Source organism: Acetobacter orleanensis, assembly GCF_001581005.1.
Lineage (GTDB): Bacteria > Pseudomonadota > Alphaproteobacteria > Acetobacterales > Acetobacteraceae > Acetobacter > Acetobacter orleanensis.
Map to the genome: position 1 here is coordinate 33,210 of NZ_LHZV01000055.1, position 17,583 is coordinate 50,792.

Below are 17,583 nucleotides of genomic sequence, written 5' to 3' on the forward strand. Positions count from 1 at the left end.
GGTGCAGGGAGCGTTTAACGGTTTGCCGCTTACCGTTCCGCAAATTTCTCCACTAGTTCCGCAAAGCGTTTTGGTGCGTCAACATGCACCCAGTGGCCGGCCCCGCTGATGGTTTCCAGCGTGTAGTGCGGAAACAGGCGATGCATGGCAGGGTAGTTTTTGGGCTGGATATAGGGAGAAATTTCGCCCCGGATAAACAGGGTCGGCCCATTATACTGCGTGCCTTCCGGCAGATCCGGCCAGCCCATAATGGTCGGCAGGGCCGTCATGATATCCGCAAGGCCTATGCTCCAGCCGGGGTTATCCCCCAGCCGCATGTTCTGCACCATCATCTGCCGGATGGCCTCATTGGGAATGAGCGGGCGCAGCAGGGCATCGGCTTCAGCGCGGTCCAGATGCGGGGGGAAGTCCAGCTTTTCCAGTTCGGCGGGTACATCCATGCGGGTAAATCCGCCCTCGCCGGGGGCAATGTCCACCACCAGCAGGCTATGCACGCAGTCCGGGTGGCGCAGGGCCAGCATCATGGCGGTTTTGCCACCCATGGAATGGCCCAGCAGCATGGCGGGTAGGGCGTTGTGGTGTTCCAGTGTTTCCCGCACGTCTTCCGCCATGATCTGGAAGCTCATGGGGCCGTGGGGGCTATCCCCATGATTGCGTAAATCCAGTGCCAGAGTGCGGCGGGTGGCGGCCAGCTTGCGTTGCACAAAACCCAGATTGCGGGCGCGGCCAAACAGTCCATGCAGCAGAACAACAGGGGGAAGGCTCTGGGCGTCTGAGGACGCTTCGGGGCCCCGTTCAATCACGTTCAGCAGCACGGCGTGTTTTATCCTATCCAAAACAAGGCTCTGGAGAGCAGGTCCGGCCGAACTTTCGCCCATCTTTCCCGTGAAGGCGAGGGGGCGTGCGCGGTTTTTTATTCACCTTCCTGAGAGACTGGGCTTGTTGCGTATTGCAGCGCTGCACGACTGGCAACTTTTATGTCTATGGTGGCTTGAAGCGAAACCGTCTCCATCCGGCAGTTCTTTTTGCCGTGTGTGATGTGTCTGAGACGGGACAGAACTCGAGACAGAACTAAGGACGGTTTTTATGCAACGCTGCCTCGTTATCCTTAACCGGCCCGAACAGGCCGTGGTGCTGCTCTCTCTGGCGGCATCCCTTATCAAACAGGTGGGCGGAGACCGGATTGACGTTCTGGCCGCGCGGGAACCGCCGGAAGAGGGCCTCGGCCCGATGGGGCTGACGGAAGAAAGCATTTTTGTCATGCGGCAGGACCAGCGGGACTGGGCGGACAGCCTGCATGCAACCTTTCATCAGTGGTTGGAAAAGGAATATGGCTCCCCGGCGGACCGGCTTTCCGCAGTGGAAGTCAACTGGCTGGACCCGGAAATTGCCGTGGAACGGATTATCAGTGGCTATGGCAAAGATGCCGGGCTGATTCTCCTCAGCTTCCCTGACCGGCAAGATAGTGAGCAGAAACAGCGTGCGCTCCGTGCCGCCATTTTTGAGACAAACCGTCCGGTCCTGCTGGTGCCACCGTTCTGGGACCGCCCCTGTGGCCATACCGTGCTGATGGCATGGCGTGAATCCCCGTGCTGCCGTAAAGCGTTTACGGCGTCTCGTGTGCTGTTGGGGCAGGCGGAGGCCGTAACGGTTCTGTCTTCTGAAGGGGAGACAATGCCTGCGGACCTGCTGCCCGGTATTCCATATGGCAGTGCGTATCTGCCGCACCGGCAGGGGCCGGATGCTATCGGGCAGGAATTGCTGGAGATTGCGCATCATGAAAAAGCGGATCTGCTTGTCATGGGCGGTTATCAGCATGGCAAGCTCTATAACCGGATTATGGGCAGCGTGACGGATTATATCCTCCAGCATCCGGCGGTGCCGGTTTTGCTCCACCATTAATCCGGGTGTCCTGTCGCTAAAGCGGCGTTTGCGTGTAGGAGAGCAGGCCACTTCTTGCTAAAGCAGGCCTATGGATATCGCTTTTTCCCGTCCGGCATTACGCCGCTGGCCGCTCTGGCATGTCGCGCTGCTGGTGCTGCTGCCTGTTCTCGTCCATCTGCCGGAGCTGATTGGTCCTTTTCTGCCGGGGCATATCACGTCAGACCCGCTCTCTATCCTGTCCGTCGCCACCACCACCCGGCGGGATTGGCTGGAAGGGGGGCTGCTGCCCGGTCTGCCCGGATGGATTGACGGCTGCGCGGGCGTTATTGTCCAAGCGTTAGGCCATCTTGTTGCTTCTGATTGGCGGCAGGGCATTTTGCCATGGTGGAACCCCTACAGCGGGGTGGGTATGCCGCTCGCGGGCGAGTATCAGCCTGCTGCGTTCTTCTTCCCCTTTGTGCTGCTATTAGGGCTGCCCGGCGGGCTGCTGCTGATGAAAATCGCCCTGCAAATTGTTGCCGGTGTGGCGATGTATGCGTTCTTACGGGCGTTACGGCTGGATGGGCGCGCCGTGCTGGTGGGCGCGGTTTTGTATGCGTTTAACGGCACATATGCATGGGCATCTGACGGACCAAGCCAGCCACTCGCGTTTTTGCCACTGGTCCTGTTTGGTATTGAGCAGGCCAGATTTCATAAGGGCCTAGGGGGGTGGGGCTGGCTGAGCGTTGGGTTAGGGTATTTGCTGCTCTCGGGTTTTCCGGAAACTGCATTTCTGGTTGGTACGCTGGGTTTGTGTTGGGCTGTCCTGCGACTTGTTCAGCAGCCTGCGTCTGCGCGGCTTTCTTTTGCATTGCGTATTCTGGCTGGAGGAAGTGCCGCACTTTTACTGGCGGCGCCACAGATTATCGCGTTTGCAGATTTTCTGCGCGAAGCATGGGTTGGCCCGCATGCGGGGATGATGGATGTCAGTTTGCCGCGTTCAAGCTGGCTGATGGCGCTTTTCCCTTACGTTAACGGGTTGTTTTTTTACGGCCATGCTGAACAGCTTGACGCATGGTGGGCCATGGGTGGCTATACTGGTCTGGTCGTGCCTTTTCTGGCGCTGGTGGCTCTGTTTGGAAAACGCGAGCGCCCAGCCCGGTTGATGTTGGCAGCATATGTGCTGGTGTGTGTGGGCAAGCAGGCCAATCTGCCGGGTATCACGCAACTGGTAGATGCTCTGCCCGGTGTGGGGCGCACTGTGTTTTATCGGCTGTGCTTTCCGGCAGAGCAGGCGGCTCTTCTGATACTGGCTCTGCTCGGGCTGGATGATCTGTGCTGTGCCACGTCAGGGGTACACGCCGTGCAGGTCAGGGAATATTTCAAACGGCCGGTAGTGTGGGCAGGAGCCATCCTGACCGCAGTTATCTGCGGCGTCTGGTGGTTGAATGCGCCCACACGTGCGGCCTTGCGCACGTATAGTCATGGTCCGGTTCCCTCATGGGGGTATGAGGTCGCGTCTGTCCTGTTCGGCGGCATGACGGTTGCGCTGTGTGTGGCGGGCTTGCTGAGGGCAGGCCGCCGGATGACGGCGCGGGGGCGTGTGACGCTTGTCAGCGCGGGGCTGCTGGGGGAAGCGCTGGTGTTATTCTGTGTGCCCCTTGTATGCATGCGGCCTGCCTTGCCGCGTAATGTGCCATTGCTGCAAACCGTACAACGGGAACTGGGGTTGCAGCGTTTCCTGTCTATGGGCGTGATTGCCCCGAATTACGGGGCCTATTTCCGCCTGCCGTCGCTCAACCATAACGGTGTGCCCATGCCCAGCGCATGGGTTGAGCGTATGCAGCACGATTTTGGCCCGGATGTGAATCCGGTAACGTTTGACGGCATTACGCCCAACCGCCCGGATGGACAGTTCTTTCTGGCGGAAACGCTCGCCAAAAGACCAGAAATTTTTGAAAAGCTGGGTGTGGCGCTCGCCCTTGTGCCGCATGGTTTTCCGTTGCCGGGCAGCGAGGCGCTTGCGCCTGAAAACCGCCTGAAGCTGCTGTATTCTGATGCCTCAGCCGATGTCTATCGCCTACCACATGCGGCCCCGTATTTTGAGGCAGGTGCTGGATGTAGCGTGCAGGCAGAGAGCCGGACGCAAGTGCGTACACAGTGCGCGGCTCCGTCTTTTCTTGTCCGGCGGGAGTTGATGATGGCGGGTTGGACCGCCACCCTCAATGGCCACTCTGTCGTACCGATGTTTGAGGATGGTTTGTTTGAACGCATCCTTCTGCCAGCAGGGCAGGCGGATATCCGGTTCAACTTTACGCCGCCGTTTATGGTGTGGGGGTGGGCAGATTTTATGGCAGGTCTGGCTCTGCTGGGGTTGGGGTTTGCCAAAAAAAGGACCTGCTAACCCGGAAACGTGAGTGGGAGAGGGAACAAGGGCGCTTGATCAAAGCGGAGCAGCCATGCATAGTCTGAATTTGCGAATCATTATCATCCGCTGTTACTGCACAGTGTCTTCAGGCTCTTAATTTATAACAGGCTGCTTTTCCCATGCGTAAACACACATTCCGGCGGCTTTCTCCGGCACCTCTGGCTTTTGGTCTGGCTCTGGGATGTGGCTCGGCCTTTCCTGCCATGGCTGCCGACGATTCAACGGGAAAAGAGCCCGCTCTGCCCCCGCGCACGCCTGCTGATACCGCCAATCAGGCCGCTCATCCGCAGGCTGTTTTGGCCAACCCCAAAGGCCACGGTCCTGAGATGGTCAAGGCAGAGGACGGCACCGAGGCCGAAAGCTGGGTGGTAACATCCTCCCCCATGAACACGCTGCGCACGCCCATTGGCATCAGCCGTATGCCGCAGGATGTGCTGCACACACCGCAGACGATTGACGTGGTGCCGCAACTCCTGATGCAGCAGCAGAACGTTAAGTCACTGGATGAAGCCCTTAAAAACGTGCCGGGTATTACGGCATCCGTGGGTGAGGGCGAAGGCGGAATGGCAGGGGATCAGTTCCTTATCCGTGGCTTTGCCGCGCAGAACGATATTTATGAAAATGGTTTGCGGGACTTTGGTGTTTATACCCGTGATTCTTTTGATTATGACCACATAACGGTTATCAAAGGGCCGTCTTCTCAGGTGTTTGGCAACGGCACGACCGGGGGAGCCATTAACATCACCACCAAAACTCCCAATGATCAGAACCATGTTGGGGCCAGTTTCTCCGGCGGGAGTGGCGCGTATTATCGCGGCACGCTGGATGTTACCCGCAAAATTACCGATACCATTGCCGTTCGGGTGACAGGCATGGGGAACGAGAACGATATGGTCGGGCGGGATGCTGTTTCTTCCCACCGCTGGGGCATTGCGCCGTCCATTATTTTTGGTCTTGGCAAAAAAGTAAACTATACGGTGGAATACTTCCACCAGACCGATAATCGTATTCCAGACTATGGGGTGCCTGTGGTGACAAAACCCGGCGCGGCTTATGGCAGGCCGGTTACGGAATACGGTGTGCGGCGTACTACTTGGTATGGCACGACTTTTGATCAGGATAATTCCAACGTCGATATGCTGACGGGCCGCTTGAAGTGGGAAGTAAACCCGTACGTTACTGTTTACAATGATACACGCGGTGGTCTGTATAGCCGGTATTTCTCGGCATCTCAGGAAGACTGTAACGCGGCCTGCACCAGTGCCTTGTTCTCATCCCACCCGCAAACAGCGCAGGTTTCCCGTATTGGCGGGCTTGGCGGCCCTAATCCGTACCAGCAGGATGACTGGTCCGTGCAGAATGTCTCCTCCGCCGTGGCAAATTTTAATACTGGCACTATCAAACACCAGATGATTGCCGGGGTGGATATTGAGCATGTTTATGATCGCCGCCAGAATTACGCCTACAACAATCCCGGAGCGCGCCGCTGGGCTAACCTACTGAACCCGGCAGCTTATATTCCGGGGCTGGATGTTGGTGTGGGGTCTTTGCATCCGGATAATCTGGTGAATATTCCTAATGGTGTAGGCCGTAAGGAATGGAAAACGAGTGCGGCGACAGATGTTGGCGCATTCTTTTCAGAACAGGCTTGGCTGGCCCCGTGGTTTTCAGTCAAGGCTGGTTTCCGGTGGGATCACTGGAGCAGTAATTATAGTGCCACGGGCGGTGTGGCGACAACGGCAGACACGCATCTGAGCCAGAATCAGGATACTTTCAACCCGAATGTGAGCCTGATGTACACGCCGAATGACCATACGATGGTCTATTTCAACTGGGCTGAATCCACCACGCCGCTGGGCCTTTATGTGACCAACAGTTCCGAGCCACTTTCGCCCAAAAACTCGAAATTTGCGCCGGAACGCAGCAGGTTATACGAATTGGGCGCAAAATATTCCGCGTTTCACGACCGGATTGGTTTTACAGCGTCCGTCTTCCGGCTGGAAAAAGGCAACTCTCTGCTGACAGACCCCGGCAATGGCAGCGTTATTAACTCTGGCGATACCCAGCGCAACCAAGGGATAGAACTCAGTGCTTCCGGCCAGATTCTGAAAAATTGGAACGTCATTGCGACCTACGCCCGCTACGATAGTGAAACAACAGGTGGCACACCGGCTGACATTGGCAAGCAGGTTCAGTATGTGCCCCGCAATCAGGCAACGGTGTGGACGACGTATGAAATTGCCCCCAAAAAACCGTACAACCTGACTGTGGGTGGCGGCGTGACATGGCGGGAAGGCGTGTTTCTGGACCCAGCCAATACGGCCCGCGTCCCGGCAAACGTAGAGTTTGATGCCGTTGTATCCCACCAGTTTGGCCCACACTGGAAAGTGGCGATGAATGGCTACAACCTCGATAACCGCCTGAATTACGGCAACCTGTTTGCCAACCGCGTTACGCCGTCTATCGGCCGGGCATTTTTGTTTAATCTTTCTATGACATACTAAGTAAAAATCAGAACAGAGCGCACCTAATGTGCATGTTGCGTGCCCTCTGATTTTGCATGCTAATACCAAGGGCTATCACCTTTGACCTTTATGAGTCCATTTTCTGAGGCCGATGGAACGGATGGTTTTGGGGAGAGCGACGAGATGGAGGGTTCTAAAAACCTCATTTTACATTTTCTGAATATAGCAATATCAATGGGTTACAACTTTCACACAGGCGGAAAAGGAGGGTTTTTAGAACCCTCCAGATTGTTCCACGCGGCATTGATGATGTGGCCTATGTCATTGAAGACGGTGTTGGCTAGCCAGTTAGAGACCTCTAACTTTAAATCGCTGTTAATGGGGTGCGGGTTTTCTGGCAGGTCTGACTCTGCTGGGGCTGGGGTTTGGCAAAAATAGGCGTATCGGCCCGGATTTGTGAGTGGGTAAGGGAGAGGGGCTAGTTCCTTACCGCGTCGTATCTGGAGAATCCGAAAAAAAGGAGAGAGTTTTTACTCTCTTCCTTTTGTCATATTGTTAACATTGCGATTGGAACGCGACCGTAATCCGATTTTCTGTAAACGATGTTGCGACGTGACATGTTTTCATAGTAGGGACGAATTTATTTCCTAGGTTGTATGCATTATCTAAGTCATAATTTATATTATTCATTTTTAAAAAGCCTCTTGAATACCAATCGTAGTTTCTTCCTAGACCTTGCGTTGTCATAAATTTAGCGATTAAAGGATGAACAGCCTTTTTGACATTCATAGAAGATGTGGAGGGATTATCATTAAGGAAAGTAAGTTTTGTTTGTGCGTTCGTTGTATAATGCGCGAGATGAAATTCTATTTCTTTTATCGCATCACCATCGTGTATAAACTCTTGTTTTAGATAATTCCCAAAAGAAAATGAAAGAGCAAGCGTGGGTATTATTTGTATGACACAAAGTGATGCTGCCAAGAATTGATATGCAGGCTTACATGATATGGAAACTAAAATTAAAGGAGCTGAAATCACGAAACCGAACGTACCTAGCAAGACGCGGGGCTGAATGTCAGGGTTTTTCAGGAATACGGTTAAACTTAGAGCGCAAAGTATGATGATACCTATTCCGCTGATATAGGCTGCTAGACGAACCCAGATATTAGTCAGATTTTCAGATTTAGGTTTGCGAATGATAAAGATAATTCCTAAAAAATAAATAATAGAATAAGAAATAATGCAAATATGCATTAAATTTCCATGATAAAAATTAAAAATAAGATGACAAGATGTTTTGATGTTATTTTTTAAATAAATAATACCTTCATGATCAAAATTAATATGCTGTGACATGTTAATGTAAATAAATCTTAGATAATATGGAGCTATAATTTTTGTATAGGTCAGATAAGAAAAAATGACTGTTATTGCGCGGTATATTTGTTGACGAATATTAATATTTCCTCTTAGAGCTGAAATGCATAAATTTATTGACATTAAAGAAATTATTAAATTTAAAGCAGCTTGATAAAAACAAAGTGCAGATAATAAAAAAACGAATATTGGAATTTCTGATAAAATACGGGGCTTTTTTTCTCTTTTAAGGGCGACTATTATTGCTAGACTTAATGAAATATACATTGGAAGTGAGTCGTATTTATAAGAAAAATTTGATATAAAAAACGGATTTAAAATAAATGCAGAACATAATATAATTTTTGTAGTTTTATTGCAGTTTTCTGGAAATAATTTCATTATAAAAGTGCAGCAAAAAACAAACAATACCATACCCAAGATAACAGGTAGGGGAGTGCTGTCGGCCAGAAGACGATTTTGATTGAGCGCCCGCATGGTCCACACCACTAATGGTCGACCGTTGTAATACCACCAATAAGCATCTCCAGTTGATGACCTGAATATATCATCATTATAATCAGCATCAGAAAGAATTCTTGGAAGTATATAAATAAAAGATATTAAATATAAAAATATAAACTCGTATTTAAATTCTAAAAAACACTTCCTAAATTTTTCCATTTTATTTTCCATATTGTATTTTGTCGTCATTTTTCTGAATTCCATAAAATTTATGAAAGGGAAGTGGGGGAATTTTGATGGATTTTTCTTACAAGATATATGGGACGCTGCTTGGTTTCCATGTAAATGCGACCTATATATTCTCCAAGCATACCAATACTGATAATCTGAATGCTACCAAAAAATGTCACGGCAAAGAAGATGGAGGCATAGCCGGGTACGGAATTTCCCAGAAAGAGAGTGCGGCCCACAATAAACAGGCCATAAAGAAGGGCCAGCAGTGCCCCGATAGAGCCAAGATATGTCCAGATGCGGATGGGGAGTGTTGAAAAGCTAGTCAGGCCTTCTAACGCGAAGTTCCATAAGGCAAGCCCCGAGAACTTGGTTTCCCCAGCGTTACGGGCGGCGCGGACATAATCCAGCGTGACGGTACGGAACCCGACCCATGCGAACAGCCCTTTCATAAAGCGCTGGCGTTCTGGAAGTTGCTGGAGTGCATCTACTACGCAGCGGTCCATCAATCGAAAATCTCCAACATTGGAAGGAATTTTGATTTTGGAGAGTTTGTTATGCAGGGAGTAAAACCAAGAGGCTGTCAGGCGTTTGGCGGCACTGTCTGTTGAACGGTCAACGCGCCGCCCCAGCACAACTTCGGCCCCTTGCCGCCACGCCTGTATCATATCGGGAATAAGCTCGGGGGGATCTTGCAGATCAGCATCAATTATGATGATAGCGGCACCCGTTGCAGAATCTAGCCCCGCCGTCATTGCGGCTTCTTTGCCGAAATTGCGGGATAACTCCACCACCCGAAAGCGGCTGTCCTGCGATGCAAGCGCGATCAGCCGTTTGAGTGTATCGTCCTTGCTGCCGTCATCCACACAAACAATTTCCCACTCCGTATCGGAGAGGGTGGAAAGGACCGGCAGAATGCCCTGCGCAAAGAGGTCAACGCTTTCCCCTTCGTTATAAAACGGTACAACTAAAGAAATTAAGCTTGGCATTGATGACCTGCTACCCATGACGACGACATTTCAAAGTGCATTCTGCCAGAATAAGAAAGCGCTGTTTTATTAGAAAAATTTGGTCTCGCAGATACGCGCGGACTATGCCGCATTGGACTGGCGCGGGCAACTATAAGAACTGGCAAGATACTTCTTGTTTTCAGTTTCATAAGAAAGATTTGTTGTTTAAAAATGTCAGAAGTTAAAAATGCAACGTATTAATCTGCTGTTCCGCCTATAAAGCTTTCTACGTGAAAGCGCGGGCGGTGCTTTGTTTCCAGATAAATCTTGCCAATATACTCGCCGATTACACCCAGAGAGAGCATCTGGACGCCTCCCATGAAGAAAACGGAGAGAATAAGGGACGGCCATCCTGCTGTGGTGGCACCGTTGAATTTTTGCACCAGTACAGCCAAACCCGCAGCCAGAGAGAGCAGGCAGATGCAAAGGCCCAGCACCGCAATCAGCCGTAAAGGCGCTGTGGTTGTGGAGGTGATACCTTCCACAGCGAGGGCCACCATTTTACGGAAGGGGTATTTGGAAACGCCTGCCGTGCGGAGCCCTCTGGTATAGCTGATTTCAGTGGACGGGAAGCCAACCAAAGGCACAAGGCCACGCAGATAGGTGTTGCGTTCTGTATAGTGCAGGAGGGCGGTAAGCGCACGGTGACTAAGCAGTCGGAAGTCTGCATGGTTGGGTATTTGCCGCACTTTCATGGCGGTCATCAGCCTGTAAAAACTCTCTGCCGTGGCACGCTTGAACCATGAGTCCGTCTGTCGGCTTTCCCGTACGCCATACACAACATCATATCCAGCCCGGTAGGCCTCAACCATGCGGGGGATGGCCTGAATGTCATCCTGAAGGTCGGCGTCAATGCTGAGAATGGCGTCCGCTTGCCGGACTGCGGTTTCCAGTCCTGCCAGCAGCGCGGACTGGTGGCCCACGTTGCGGGAGAGTTTCAAGCCCTGCACATGCTGATTTTTAGCGCAGGCGTTTTTGATCTGCGCCCATGTTGCGTCCCGGCTGCCATCATCTACAAAGAGAAGAAAGCTGTCCGGTTGGACCGCCTGCTCCTGCACCATGGTATCAAGCAGGTGGCTCAGCTCCCGTTGGCAATACGCAAAAACCTCGTCTTCATTGTAGCAGGGCACCACAATGGCAAGTCGGGGTTTGTTACGCGGCGTTGCGGGCAAGGCTAGCATCAAAAAACAAGCTTTCAATTTGGTCAGAAAACAAAAACTTCTTTAAGATAGAGAATATCATTTTCTGCACCACTTTGCGATAGCTGCTTCTCAGGGGAATTTCTGAAAAAATAGTCTCGTGGGAAAGAAGAATGTAAGATTTTTAGAAATCAAATTCTTCTGTATCCCCGTTTTTTATTTTTGTAAGACTTTTCGCGAAAACCAGAAGCAAGCGGCGCAGAAGGCTATAAGGCCCAATATGGCAGGAGCCCCAGCGGGCAGCCACGGAGCGAGGGAGAGGGCATCGTCTCGCCCCAGTGCGCCGGATAGCACGGCCAGAGCCACGCCAGTCAGGCTTTCTCCCACAATAAAGCCGGATGCCACCATGGTGCCAATGCTGGCATCATGCTCCGTTACAGCTTCTGGCAGGCGGTCTGCCTCGCCAAAGCCGCCTGTTGTGCTGCGGCGTTCCTTCAGCTTACGGTTTAGCGCCCAGCCTAGAACGGCACCTACGGCCAGTGTCACGCTGACCGAGGCGGGCAGGTAGATCCCTACCGCCACGCCCAGCGGCGGCAGCGCCAGATGGCGTCGGCGCAGCAACAGGTCCAGCCCGATCAGCACCGCACCAAGCCCAAAGCCGATGCAAAGCATACTCCAGTCCAGTGATTGCGTGAAAATCCCTTTTGCAATCATCGCAATCAGTGCCGGTTGGGGGGCGGCAAGAGCGTGGGCCGGGTCCATGCCGGGACGTGGCATGGGGGCACCAGCAAAGCCATAGGCCTGATAGAGCAGGTTGAGCACCGGCGGGATCACGGCGGCCCCGACCACACACCCGGCAATCAGCGCGACTTCCTGCTTCCACGGGGAGGCCCCTACAAGCTGGCCGGTTTTGAGATCCTGAAGGTTATCGTTGGAAATGGCGACTGTGGCGGTAATGGCGGACAGCAGCAGGATGGTGAAGCCGGTTGCGAGAGTCTGGCCATCCGCCATCATTTCCGCAGGCATCAGACCAAGGGATTCCAGCGCCAGAATCATCAGGGCGCACAGCACAGCGGCAATAATGATGATGCCGGAAATAGGGGAGGAGGATGATCCGACAATGCCCGCCATATAACCGCAGGCCGCTGCCATAATAAAGCCGAACACCACGCAAAACAGCACGGCCGCGCAGACTGCGGGCCAGATACCATGCGCCATGGGGGCCAGAAATGCAGCAAACAGACCACCCAGCAGCAGGATTGTCACGGCAAAGAGGCCGATCATGCTGCGAGGGGAGAGGTCACGGTCCGCATCTGGTACCATAGTGCCGCTCCGCCCCCGGAAGACGCTGCTCAGGCCGCGCAGCACGGGGCCCATCAGTTCAACCAGTGTCCAGAGTGAGGCAATGGCGATGGCCCCGGCCCCGATAAACCGGACCTTATGGAGCCAGATGGCCGTGGCAAAATCGGCAGCCCCGAGATGCTCAGGGTTGGGCATATGGGCTGTAAGCCACGGCACACCCACGCCCCATGCCAGAACGCAGCCCAGCAGCATGGCAAGACCGCCCGCCAGCCCGACCAGATAGCCCGCACCCAGAAGGGCGAGAGACAGGCCGCCAGAAAGACGGAACACAGCAGCTCCCGCGGCTCCGGTAATGCTGACCGTATCGGCCAGAATTTGCAGGCCGCTACAGGCGAAGGAAAACAGACCGGCGACAATGCCGCCGCCGACCAGCGCGGAGAGGCTTTTGCTGTTGCCGTTCTCTCCGCCCGCGCGCAGAATTTCGGCCGCCGCCACGCCTTCCGGGTAAGGGAGGGCGCTTTCTGTTACCAGTGCGCGGCGCAAGGGGATGGTGAACAATACGCCCGCAATACCGCCAGCCAGCGAGAGGCCCGCTGTCTGCCAGAAGGGAAAGCTGTGCCAGAAACCTGTCATGATCAGGCCGGGGAAGGTGGCAAACACGCAGGACAGCGTGCCCGCTGCCGAGGCCTGACTTTGCACCATGTTGTTTTCCAGCAGGCTGCTGCGCCCAAGGGCGCGCAGGACCGCCATGGAAATAACAGCGGCGGGGATGGAGGAGGCAAAAGTCAGCCCGATCCGTAGTCCGAGATAAACGTTGGACGCTGTGAAGACGATGGTAATCAACGCCCCAAGAATCAGTCCGCGCACGGTGAGTTCACGCACGGAAGGAGTGTGCAGGGGGGATGGAGCGGTCATACCCGGAGCCTCGTCGTCGTATCAGAAGTCATGCCTATTGCGATACGCTGCCTGATGCGGCTTGTCTCCCCTGAATGAACCGGAAAAGCAATGAGAGCGCGAAAGAAGTTGTGCCAGCATGGTACAAAAGCCGCATGCGATGAGGGGAGCGGTTATGAAAACAGGCCTGAGGACCGGGCGGAGCGCGGGACCATCAGGCCTGTATTTTAGAGTGCGGGCGTATTCTCAAAACGTAGGCTGTTTTTAGAACGTGAGTTCCAGATTGCTCTGCACATATGCGCCGGAAGAGGCTCCGGCTTTAATCATGGCGCGGGAAGCGAATATATATTCGCCGTCAAGACTGAAGGTGACGTGTCGGGTGGCCCGCCATGTAAAACTGGCCTGCGGCATGGTGGCTGTGTATCCGCCTTGCGGGCGGAAGTTATAGGCTGCCGTGGGGTTGGCATAAATAGCGTCATTCGTGCTGTTGCGCCAGATAACAGGCACTTTCAACAGCAGGCTGGTGTTGCGGCTGGTGGCAATGGTGGCCAGCGGGCCGACATCAATCAGGTTGGAGTTGCCGATGTAGGTGCTCATATCCAGATAGTAGGCGCTGGGCACGAAGGGGGAGAGGAAGTTCCCCCAACTGCTGGTCTGGCTTTTGCGGGTATCCCCGCCAGAAATGGCATCAGCCTGAATACCAATAGCAGGTTTGCCCCACCATTTGGCAAAGCGCCATGAGAGAGTACTGTTGAAGGAGTAAGCAGAAACGGGCCGTGTCGGGCCATTTTTGGCCGCGTAGAACGTGCCGCCCTGCCACATGCCACCGAGAGAAAATTCAATCGGGCCAGCATTGCCCCAGATACGCATACCGGGTGTGTCACGATGCGTGGAGCCAGCAATGGTTCCGGTTGTTTTGGCAATGGGATTGCTGGCCAGAATGTAGCCCAGATAAAAGGTGTCCACAAAAATCTGGCTGTTTCTGTCCAGAAATTTGAAGTTGGGCACGGCGTAAGACGTGTAAGCCCCGAACAGACGGGTTTTCCAGCCAACCTGATCATGAAACGCGGTGGTGGGAGCGTTGTTGGTCAGGCTGAGGTCGAACAGATCCACGCGGAAACGCTTCCAGAAGGCATAGCCGCGCACGCCGTTCCAAGAATAGGGAACTGTGGGGTAAACGCTGCCTGCCGTAAAGTAAGGAGGGGCATCCAGAAAGGACATGCGCCCAACCATAGCGCCCATATTGGCGCCAAGCAGATGACCTTTGACTTCCAGAAAAGCCTGCTGGGCATCCAGCTTGCTGCGCCAGCGGCCTCCGGCGTAACCGTAGTAATTGATACCTCCGGCTTGCCCGCTTAACAACTCTCCGTAGAGACGCACATGCTCACCCAGATGCAGGTCTGCGCCGGCATTCCAGCGGAGGGTGGAGCGGTAGGACGGGTCTTTCTTGATGGTGCCAAAGCCGGCGCGCTGATCATAAAATCCGTGATGGCGGAAGTTGCCACTCAGCGTGAGGTAGATTGAGCCGCTATTGTTCAGTGGGATATATTTCAGCGGGTCTGCCCAGTCGATGCGGTTTTTCTTGTCGCGTAGATTAGACCAGTCTTCTGCCCAGCGGGAGACTGCGTAATACCCGACTGTGCCAAACCCAGAGGCCGCGCCGGTATTGGCATTAAATACGCCCCATGGCCCCTGATGCAGGAGGGCAGTAGGCAGTGGCTTGAGTTCCAGAGACTGCGGCTGGCCATAGGCTTCTGGACGGCTGGAGAGGGGGGGCAGCAGCATGTTGTCCCAGAAACCGCCGTTGGCCGGGGTTACGGTCGAATGGTGTTCTGGGCCGTTTGTCGCAACAGGCTCTTTCGGCTGCTTACGCACCACGTCTGACAACCGCGCGGGAGCGGTGTCATGCGTGACATTGAGGTTACTGTCAGAATGGACCGGCTCCTGCATGACAGTTGGGGCTGTCGCGGCACTTTGCGCGTGGGCTGCCACAGGGGGCAGCATGGCGGCAAGCAGCGCGCCAACAGGGGCTAGACAGACAAGCCGTACAATAGACAGAGGTGTGGACAGGCTGCTGGAAAAGCTGAACCGGGGAGAGCAGGCGGCTACGCAGTGCGCGAAGTCTGCGCCTGCATTGCGAGCGGACAGGTGCTTCATGACAGAACACTCTGAAAAAGGAGAAAACCGGAGGGAGGCCATAAAACGTGCGTTGGATAGACGCTGCGTTTTAAAAGCGGCGGTTAAACGCGGGCGCGCGAATGGAGCGCCTGCTTAGGGGCTTGTAGGCCCGTAAGGCTGGCGCCGTGTGACCCGCGGCGCCGCGGCGTAACTCCGGGGACATAGAGCAATGGAAAGACAAAGCCCGAACCGGGGCGGGGGAGCATGAGCATGACGGCACGACCTTATTGTCGCCATGGCATATCAAAACGGACAGCCATGCGTTTTTTGTTATTCTGGCGTGCGTTATTGTTATAACTAAATGCGAACGCTGTCCGCTCGCGTTTGCGTGTAACACGAAATGTTTAAGTGCCGGTTCAGCCTGCCTGTGGCAGGCCGCCCAGTCGGCTTAAACAATCCCGCTCACGCGTAATCAGATGGATTTCATGCACGCTGGCCACGGCCTTGCGGGCGTTGCTCTGCCAGTTACGGGACATACCGTGTGGGGAGCAGACAGCGCGAGCGCCAAATAACGGTCCGTCTGTCTGGTCCATGGCGGCTAGCACCTCAGCGGGGTGCGTGGGCAGGGCGCGGCGCATGGCGCTGCGGAGGGAAAGTGCGGTGGCTGGGTCTGCCTCTGGCATCAATTCCGTCAGCATGAGAGCCGCTTCCGGCTGACCTGTCGCAACAGCCTGCCGCACGTCTGACCATTTATGGCTTTTGGTCAGAGTACGGGCGGTCTGTTCCGGCCCATCATTTTCCAGCATGTGGAGAAGATGCGTGGATGGCTGGTTTGCCGCTGTCTGGGTAGCGGGTGTGGCCTCCTGCGGCGCTGAAAATGCCCGCGCCAGCGAGGTGCTGGCTGGCGCTGGAGCGGGTGCTGCGGAAGAGGCCGCAGTCTGCGGCGCGGAGGATTTTGTAGGACTGTTGTCCGTGACGGCCGTGGTCCGGTGCATATCCGCTGCCAGAGGCCGTGGTGGCATGTGAGAGAATGTGGACAGGCTCAGTGCGCCGGCAACCAGAGCGGAAAGGATTACAAAGCGGGGTATGCGCATGAGAAATATCTCCTTTCCTGAACAAGTGGCTCACAGAAAGGAGCCGTAAATAAAAACTGAACTGAAACGATCTCTTGTATGCCCTATTGAGGCAGGCAGAAAATGGCGGTGTGAAGGCAGGAGCACGGAAAGGTTGCGGCGGAGGCGGCGTGTGTCCTATAGCGGGCCGGATTGGTCAGAGCTTTAAGGCGTCTGTCTGTGTAACCCCGCCCCTTGAGGATTTTTTCCCATGAGCAGCACGTCTCCCTCTTCTTCCGAAATTACCCGTTTGCAGACAGCACTGCGCCGCCTGCTGGGGGCCAAAGGCCTCTCCGTCAACCCGCCGCCGCGCGCTGGCATGTCGGTTGAGCTGGCTGTGGACGGTGAAGTGATTGGCACGATTCATCGGGATGATGATGAAGGTGAAGTTTCCTACGCCATCAACATCATCCTGCTGGAAGAAGACCTGCCGGCTGAAAAATAAGCCGCAGCTTTTCAGGCGTTGGACGGTGCCGCGGATGCCTGCATGATGGGCGTGCGCGGGGTGGGAAATTCCACTTTTGTCACTTTCCAACGCCAGTTTTGAATCCGCATTTCAATTTTCAGCGGTGTGTCATGCTCGTGGCCGGGCAGGGGCACGTCCACTTCAAACTGGTCCAGCCGGGTAAAGCGCACGGAGGCCTTTTCCGCCAATGCCATGAAGGACGGCGCAGGCTGATTGGCCGGAATGGCGGCAGGCACAGCCTGATCCACTAATGTGCCAAGATTGGCCTGTGTGACGGTGAAATCCACAGCGTTGGAGACAGCCGTTGTGGCGAAGGACGAGCCGAAGTCCGGCAGATCATCCGACACCTGTTCCAGATGCAGGCCAGAAAGCGTCTGGTGTTTGATGGACGAATCCAACTCAGACCAGTTGATGGCCTGACCAAGCGTTTTCATGTCATGCGTCTGGAGCGCGGAGCCGATGGACCAGAGCGTGACGAACGGAGAGGCCAGATACAGGCCAAGGGCTGCCGCCGATGCGCCGACACACACTCTGCGCGCGGCCTGGAACGTATTCAGACTGGCACGCCGGGTAACAGGCCCGGCTGAGGTGAGGGCGGTCATTGAGGCAGTCCTCCTATGCTAAAATTGCAATTCACTTATAGCAGACGCATGCCACCCATGCATAGTTTCATGAATATGAATTCAGCTTATCACGAAAACGTGAAGATGCGTGCATCCGCCCTTTGCTGAAAA

The 17,583-nt window shown here is 54.5% G+C and carries 12 protein-coding genes; 4 read left to right on the plus strand and 8 right to left on the minus strand.

Going from position 1 to position 17,583, the window contains the following annotated elements; translation table 11 throughout:
* Positions 1-29 precede the first annotated feature (29 nt).
* Positions 30-815 (minus strand): alpha/beta fold hydrolase, encoded by a 786-nt coding sequence (locus tag AD949_RS04900; RefSeq protein WP_048835862.1) that lies wholly within the window; start codon positions 813-815, stop codon positions 30-32.
* Positions 816-1,086: 271 nt separating this feature from the next.
* On the opposite strand from AD949_RS04900, the gene AD949_RS04905 reads away from it, so the two are divergent.
* From AD949_RS04905 to AD949_RS04915, 3 genes are all read left to right on the plus strand, one after another.
* Positions 1,087-1,902: a universal stress protein gene (locus AD949_RS04905; RefSeq protein WP_048835861.1), complete on the plus strand. Its 816-nt coding sequence runs from the start codon at positions 1,087-1,089 to the stop codon at positions 1,900-1,902.
* A gap of 70 nt (positions 1,903-1,972) precedes the next feature.
* A complete protein-coding gene (locus AD949_RS04910; RefSeq protein ID WP_048835860.1) occupies positions 1,973-4,267 on the plus strand; it encodes a glycosyltransferase family protein in 2,295 nt (764 codons plus the stop codon).
* Between the two features lie 143 nt (positions 4,268-4,410).
* Positions 4,411-6,795, plus strand: coding sequence for a TonB-dependent receptor (locus AD949_RS04915; protein WP_048835859.1), 2,385 nt, complete (start codon positions 4,411-4,413; stop codon positions 6,793-6,795).
* 516 nt (positions 6,796-7,311) lie between these two features.
* On the opposite strand, the gene AD949_RS13710 is transcribed toward AD949_RS04915, so the two are convergent.
* The 6 genes from AD949_RS13710 to AD949_RS04945 all read right to left on the minus strand — a co-directional run bounded on the left by AD949_RS13710 (position 7,312) and on the right by AD949_RS04945 (position 16,365).
* The gene (locus AD949_RS13710) at positions 7,312-8,826 is read right to left on the minus strand and encodes a glucosyltransferase domain-containing protein (protein ID WP_158319953.1); all 1,515 of its coding nucleotides are present in this window, start codon (positions 8,824-8,826) and stop codon (positions 7,312-7,314) included.
* Positions 8,827-8,846: 20 nt separating this feature from the next.
* Positions 8,847-9,797, minus strand: a complete 951-nt coding sequence (locus AD949_RS04925; protein WP_052944560.1) for a glycosyltransferase family 2 protein — start codon at positions 9,795-9,797, stop codon at positions 8,847-8,849.
* Between the two features lie 218 nt (positions 9,798-10,015).
* Positions 10,016-10,999 (minus strand): glycosyltransferase family 2 protein, encoded by a 984-nt coding sequence (locus AD949_RS04930; protein ID WP_048835856.1) that lies wholly within the window; start codon positions 10,997-10,999, stop codon positions 10,016-10,018.
* Positions 11,000-11,173: 174 nt separating this feature from the next.
* Positions 11,174-13,174 carry an OPT family oligopeptide transporter gene (locus tag AD949_RS04935; protein WP_048835855.1) on the minus strand — a complete coding sequence of 667 codons (2,001 nt, stop codon included), beginning with the start codon at positions 13,172-13,174 and terminating at the stop codon, positions 11,174-11,176.
* A gap of 243 nt (positions 13,175-13,417) precedes the next feature.
* Complete coding sequence (locus AD949_RS04940; RefSeq protein WP_082064712.1) at positions 13,418-15,310, minus strand: alginate export family protein; 1,893 nt, start codon at positions 15,308-15,310, stop codon at positions 13,418-13,420.
* Positions 15,311-15,687: 377 nt separating this feature from the next.
* Positions 15,688-16,365 carry a hypothetical protein gene (locus AD949_RS04945; protein WP_048835854.1) on the minus strand — a complete coding sequence of 226 codons (678 nt, stop codon included), beginning with the start codon at positions 16,363-16,365 and terminating at the stop codon, positions 15,688-15,690.
* 229 nt (positions 16,366-16,594) lie between these two features.
* On the opposite strand from AD949_RS04945, the gene AD949_RS04950 reads away from it, so the two are divergent.
* On the plus strand, positions 16,595-16,828 hold the full coding sequence (locus AD949_RS04950; RefSeq protein ID WP_048835853.1) for a DUF3126 family protein: 234 nt from the start codon (positions 16,595-16,597) through the stop codon (positions 16,826-16,828).
* An 11-nt stretch (positions 16,829-16,839) separates the two neighbouring features.
* Here AD949_RS04950 and AD949_RS04955 read toward each other — a convergent pair whose 3' ends face one another.
* Positions 16,840-17,451, minus strand: coding sequence for a DUF2939 domain-containing protein (locus tag AD949_RS04955; protein WP_048835852.1), 612 nt, complete (start codon positions 17,449-17,451; stop codon positions 16,840-16,842).
* Positions 17,452-17,583: the final 132 nt, after the last annotated feature.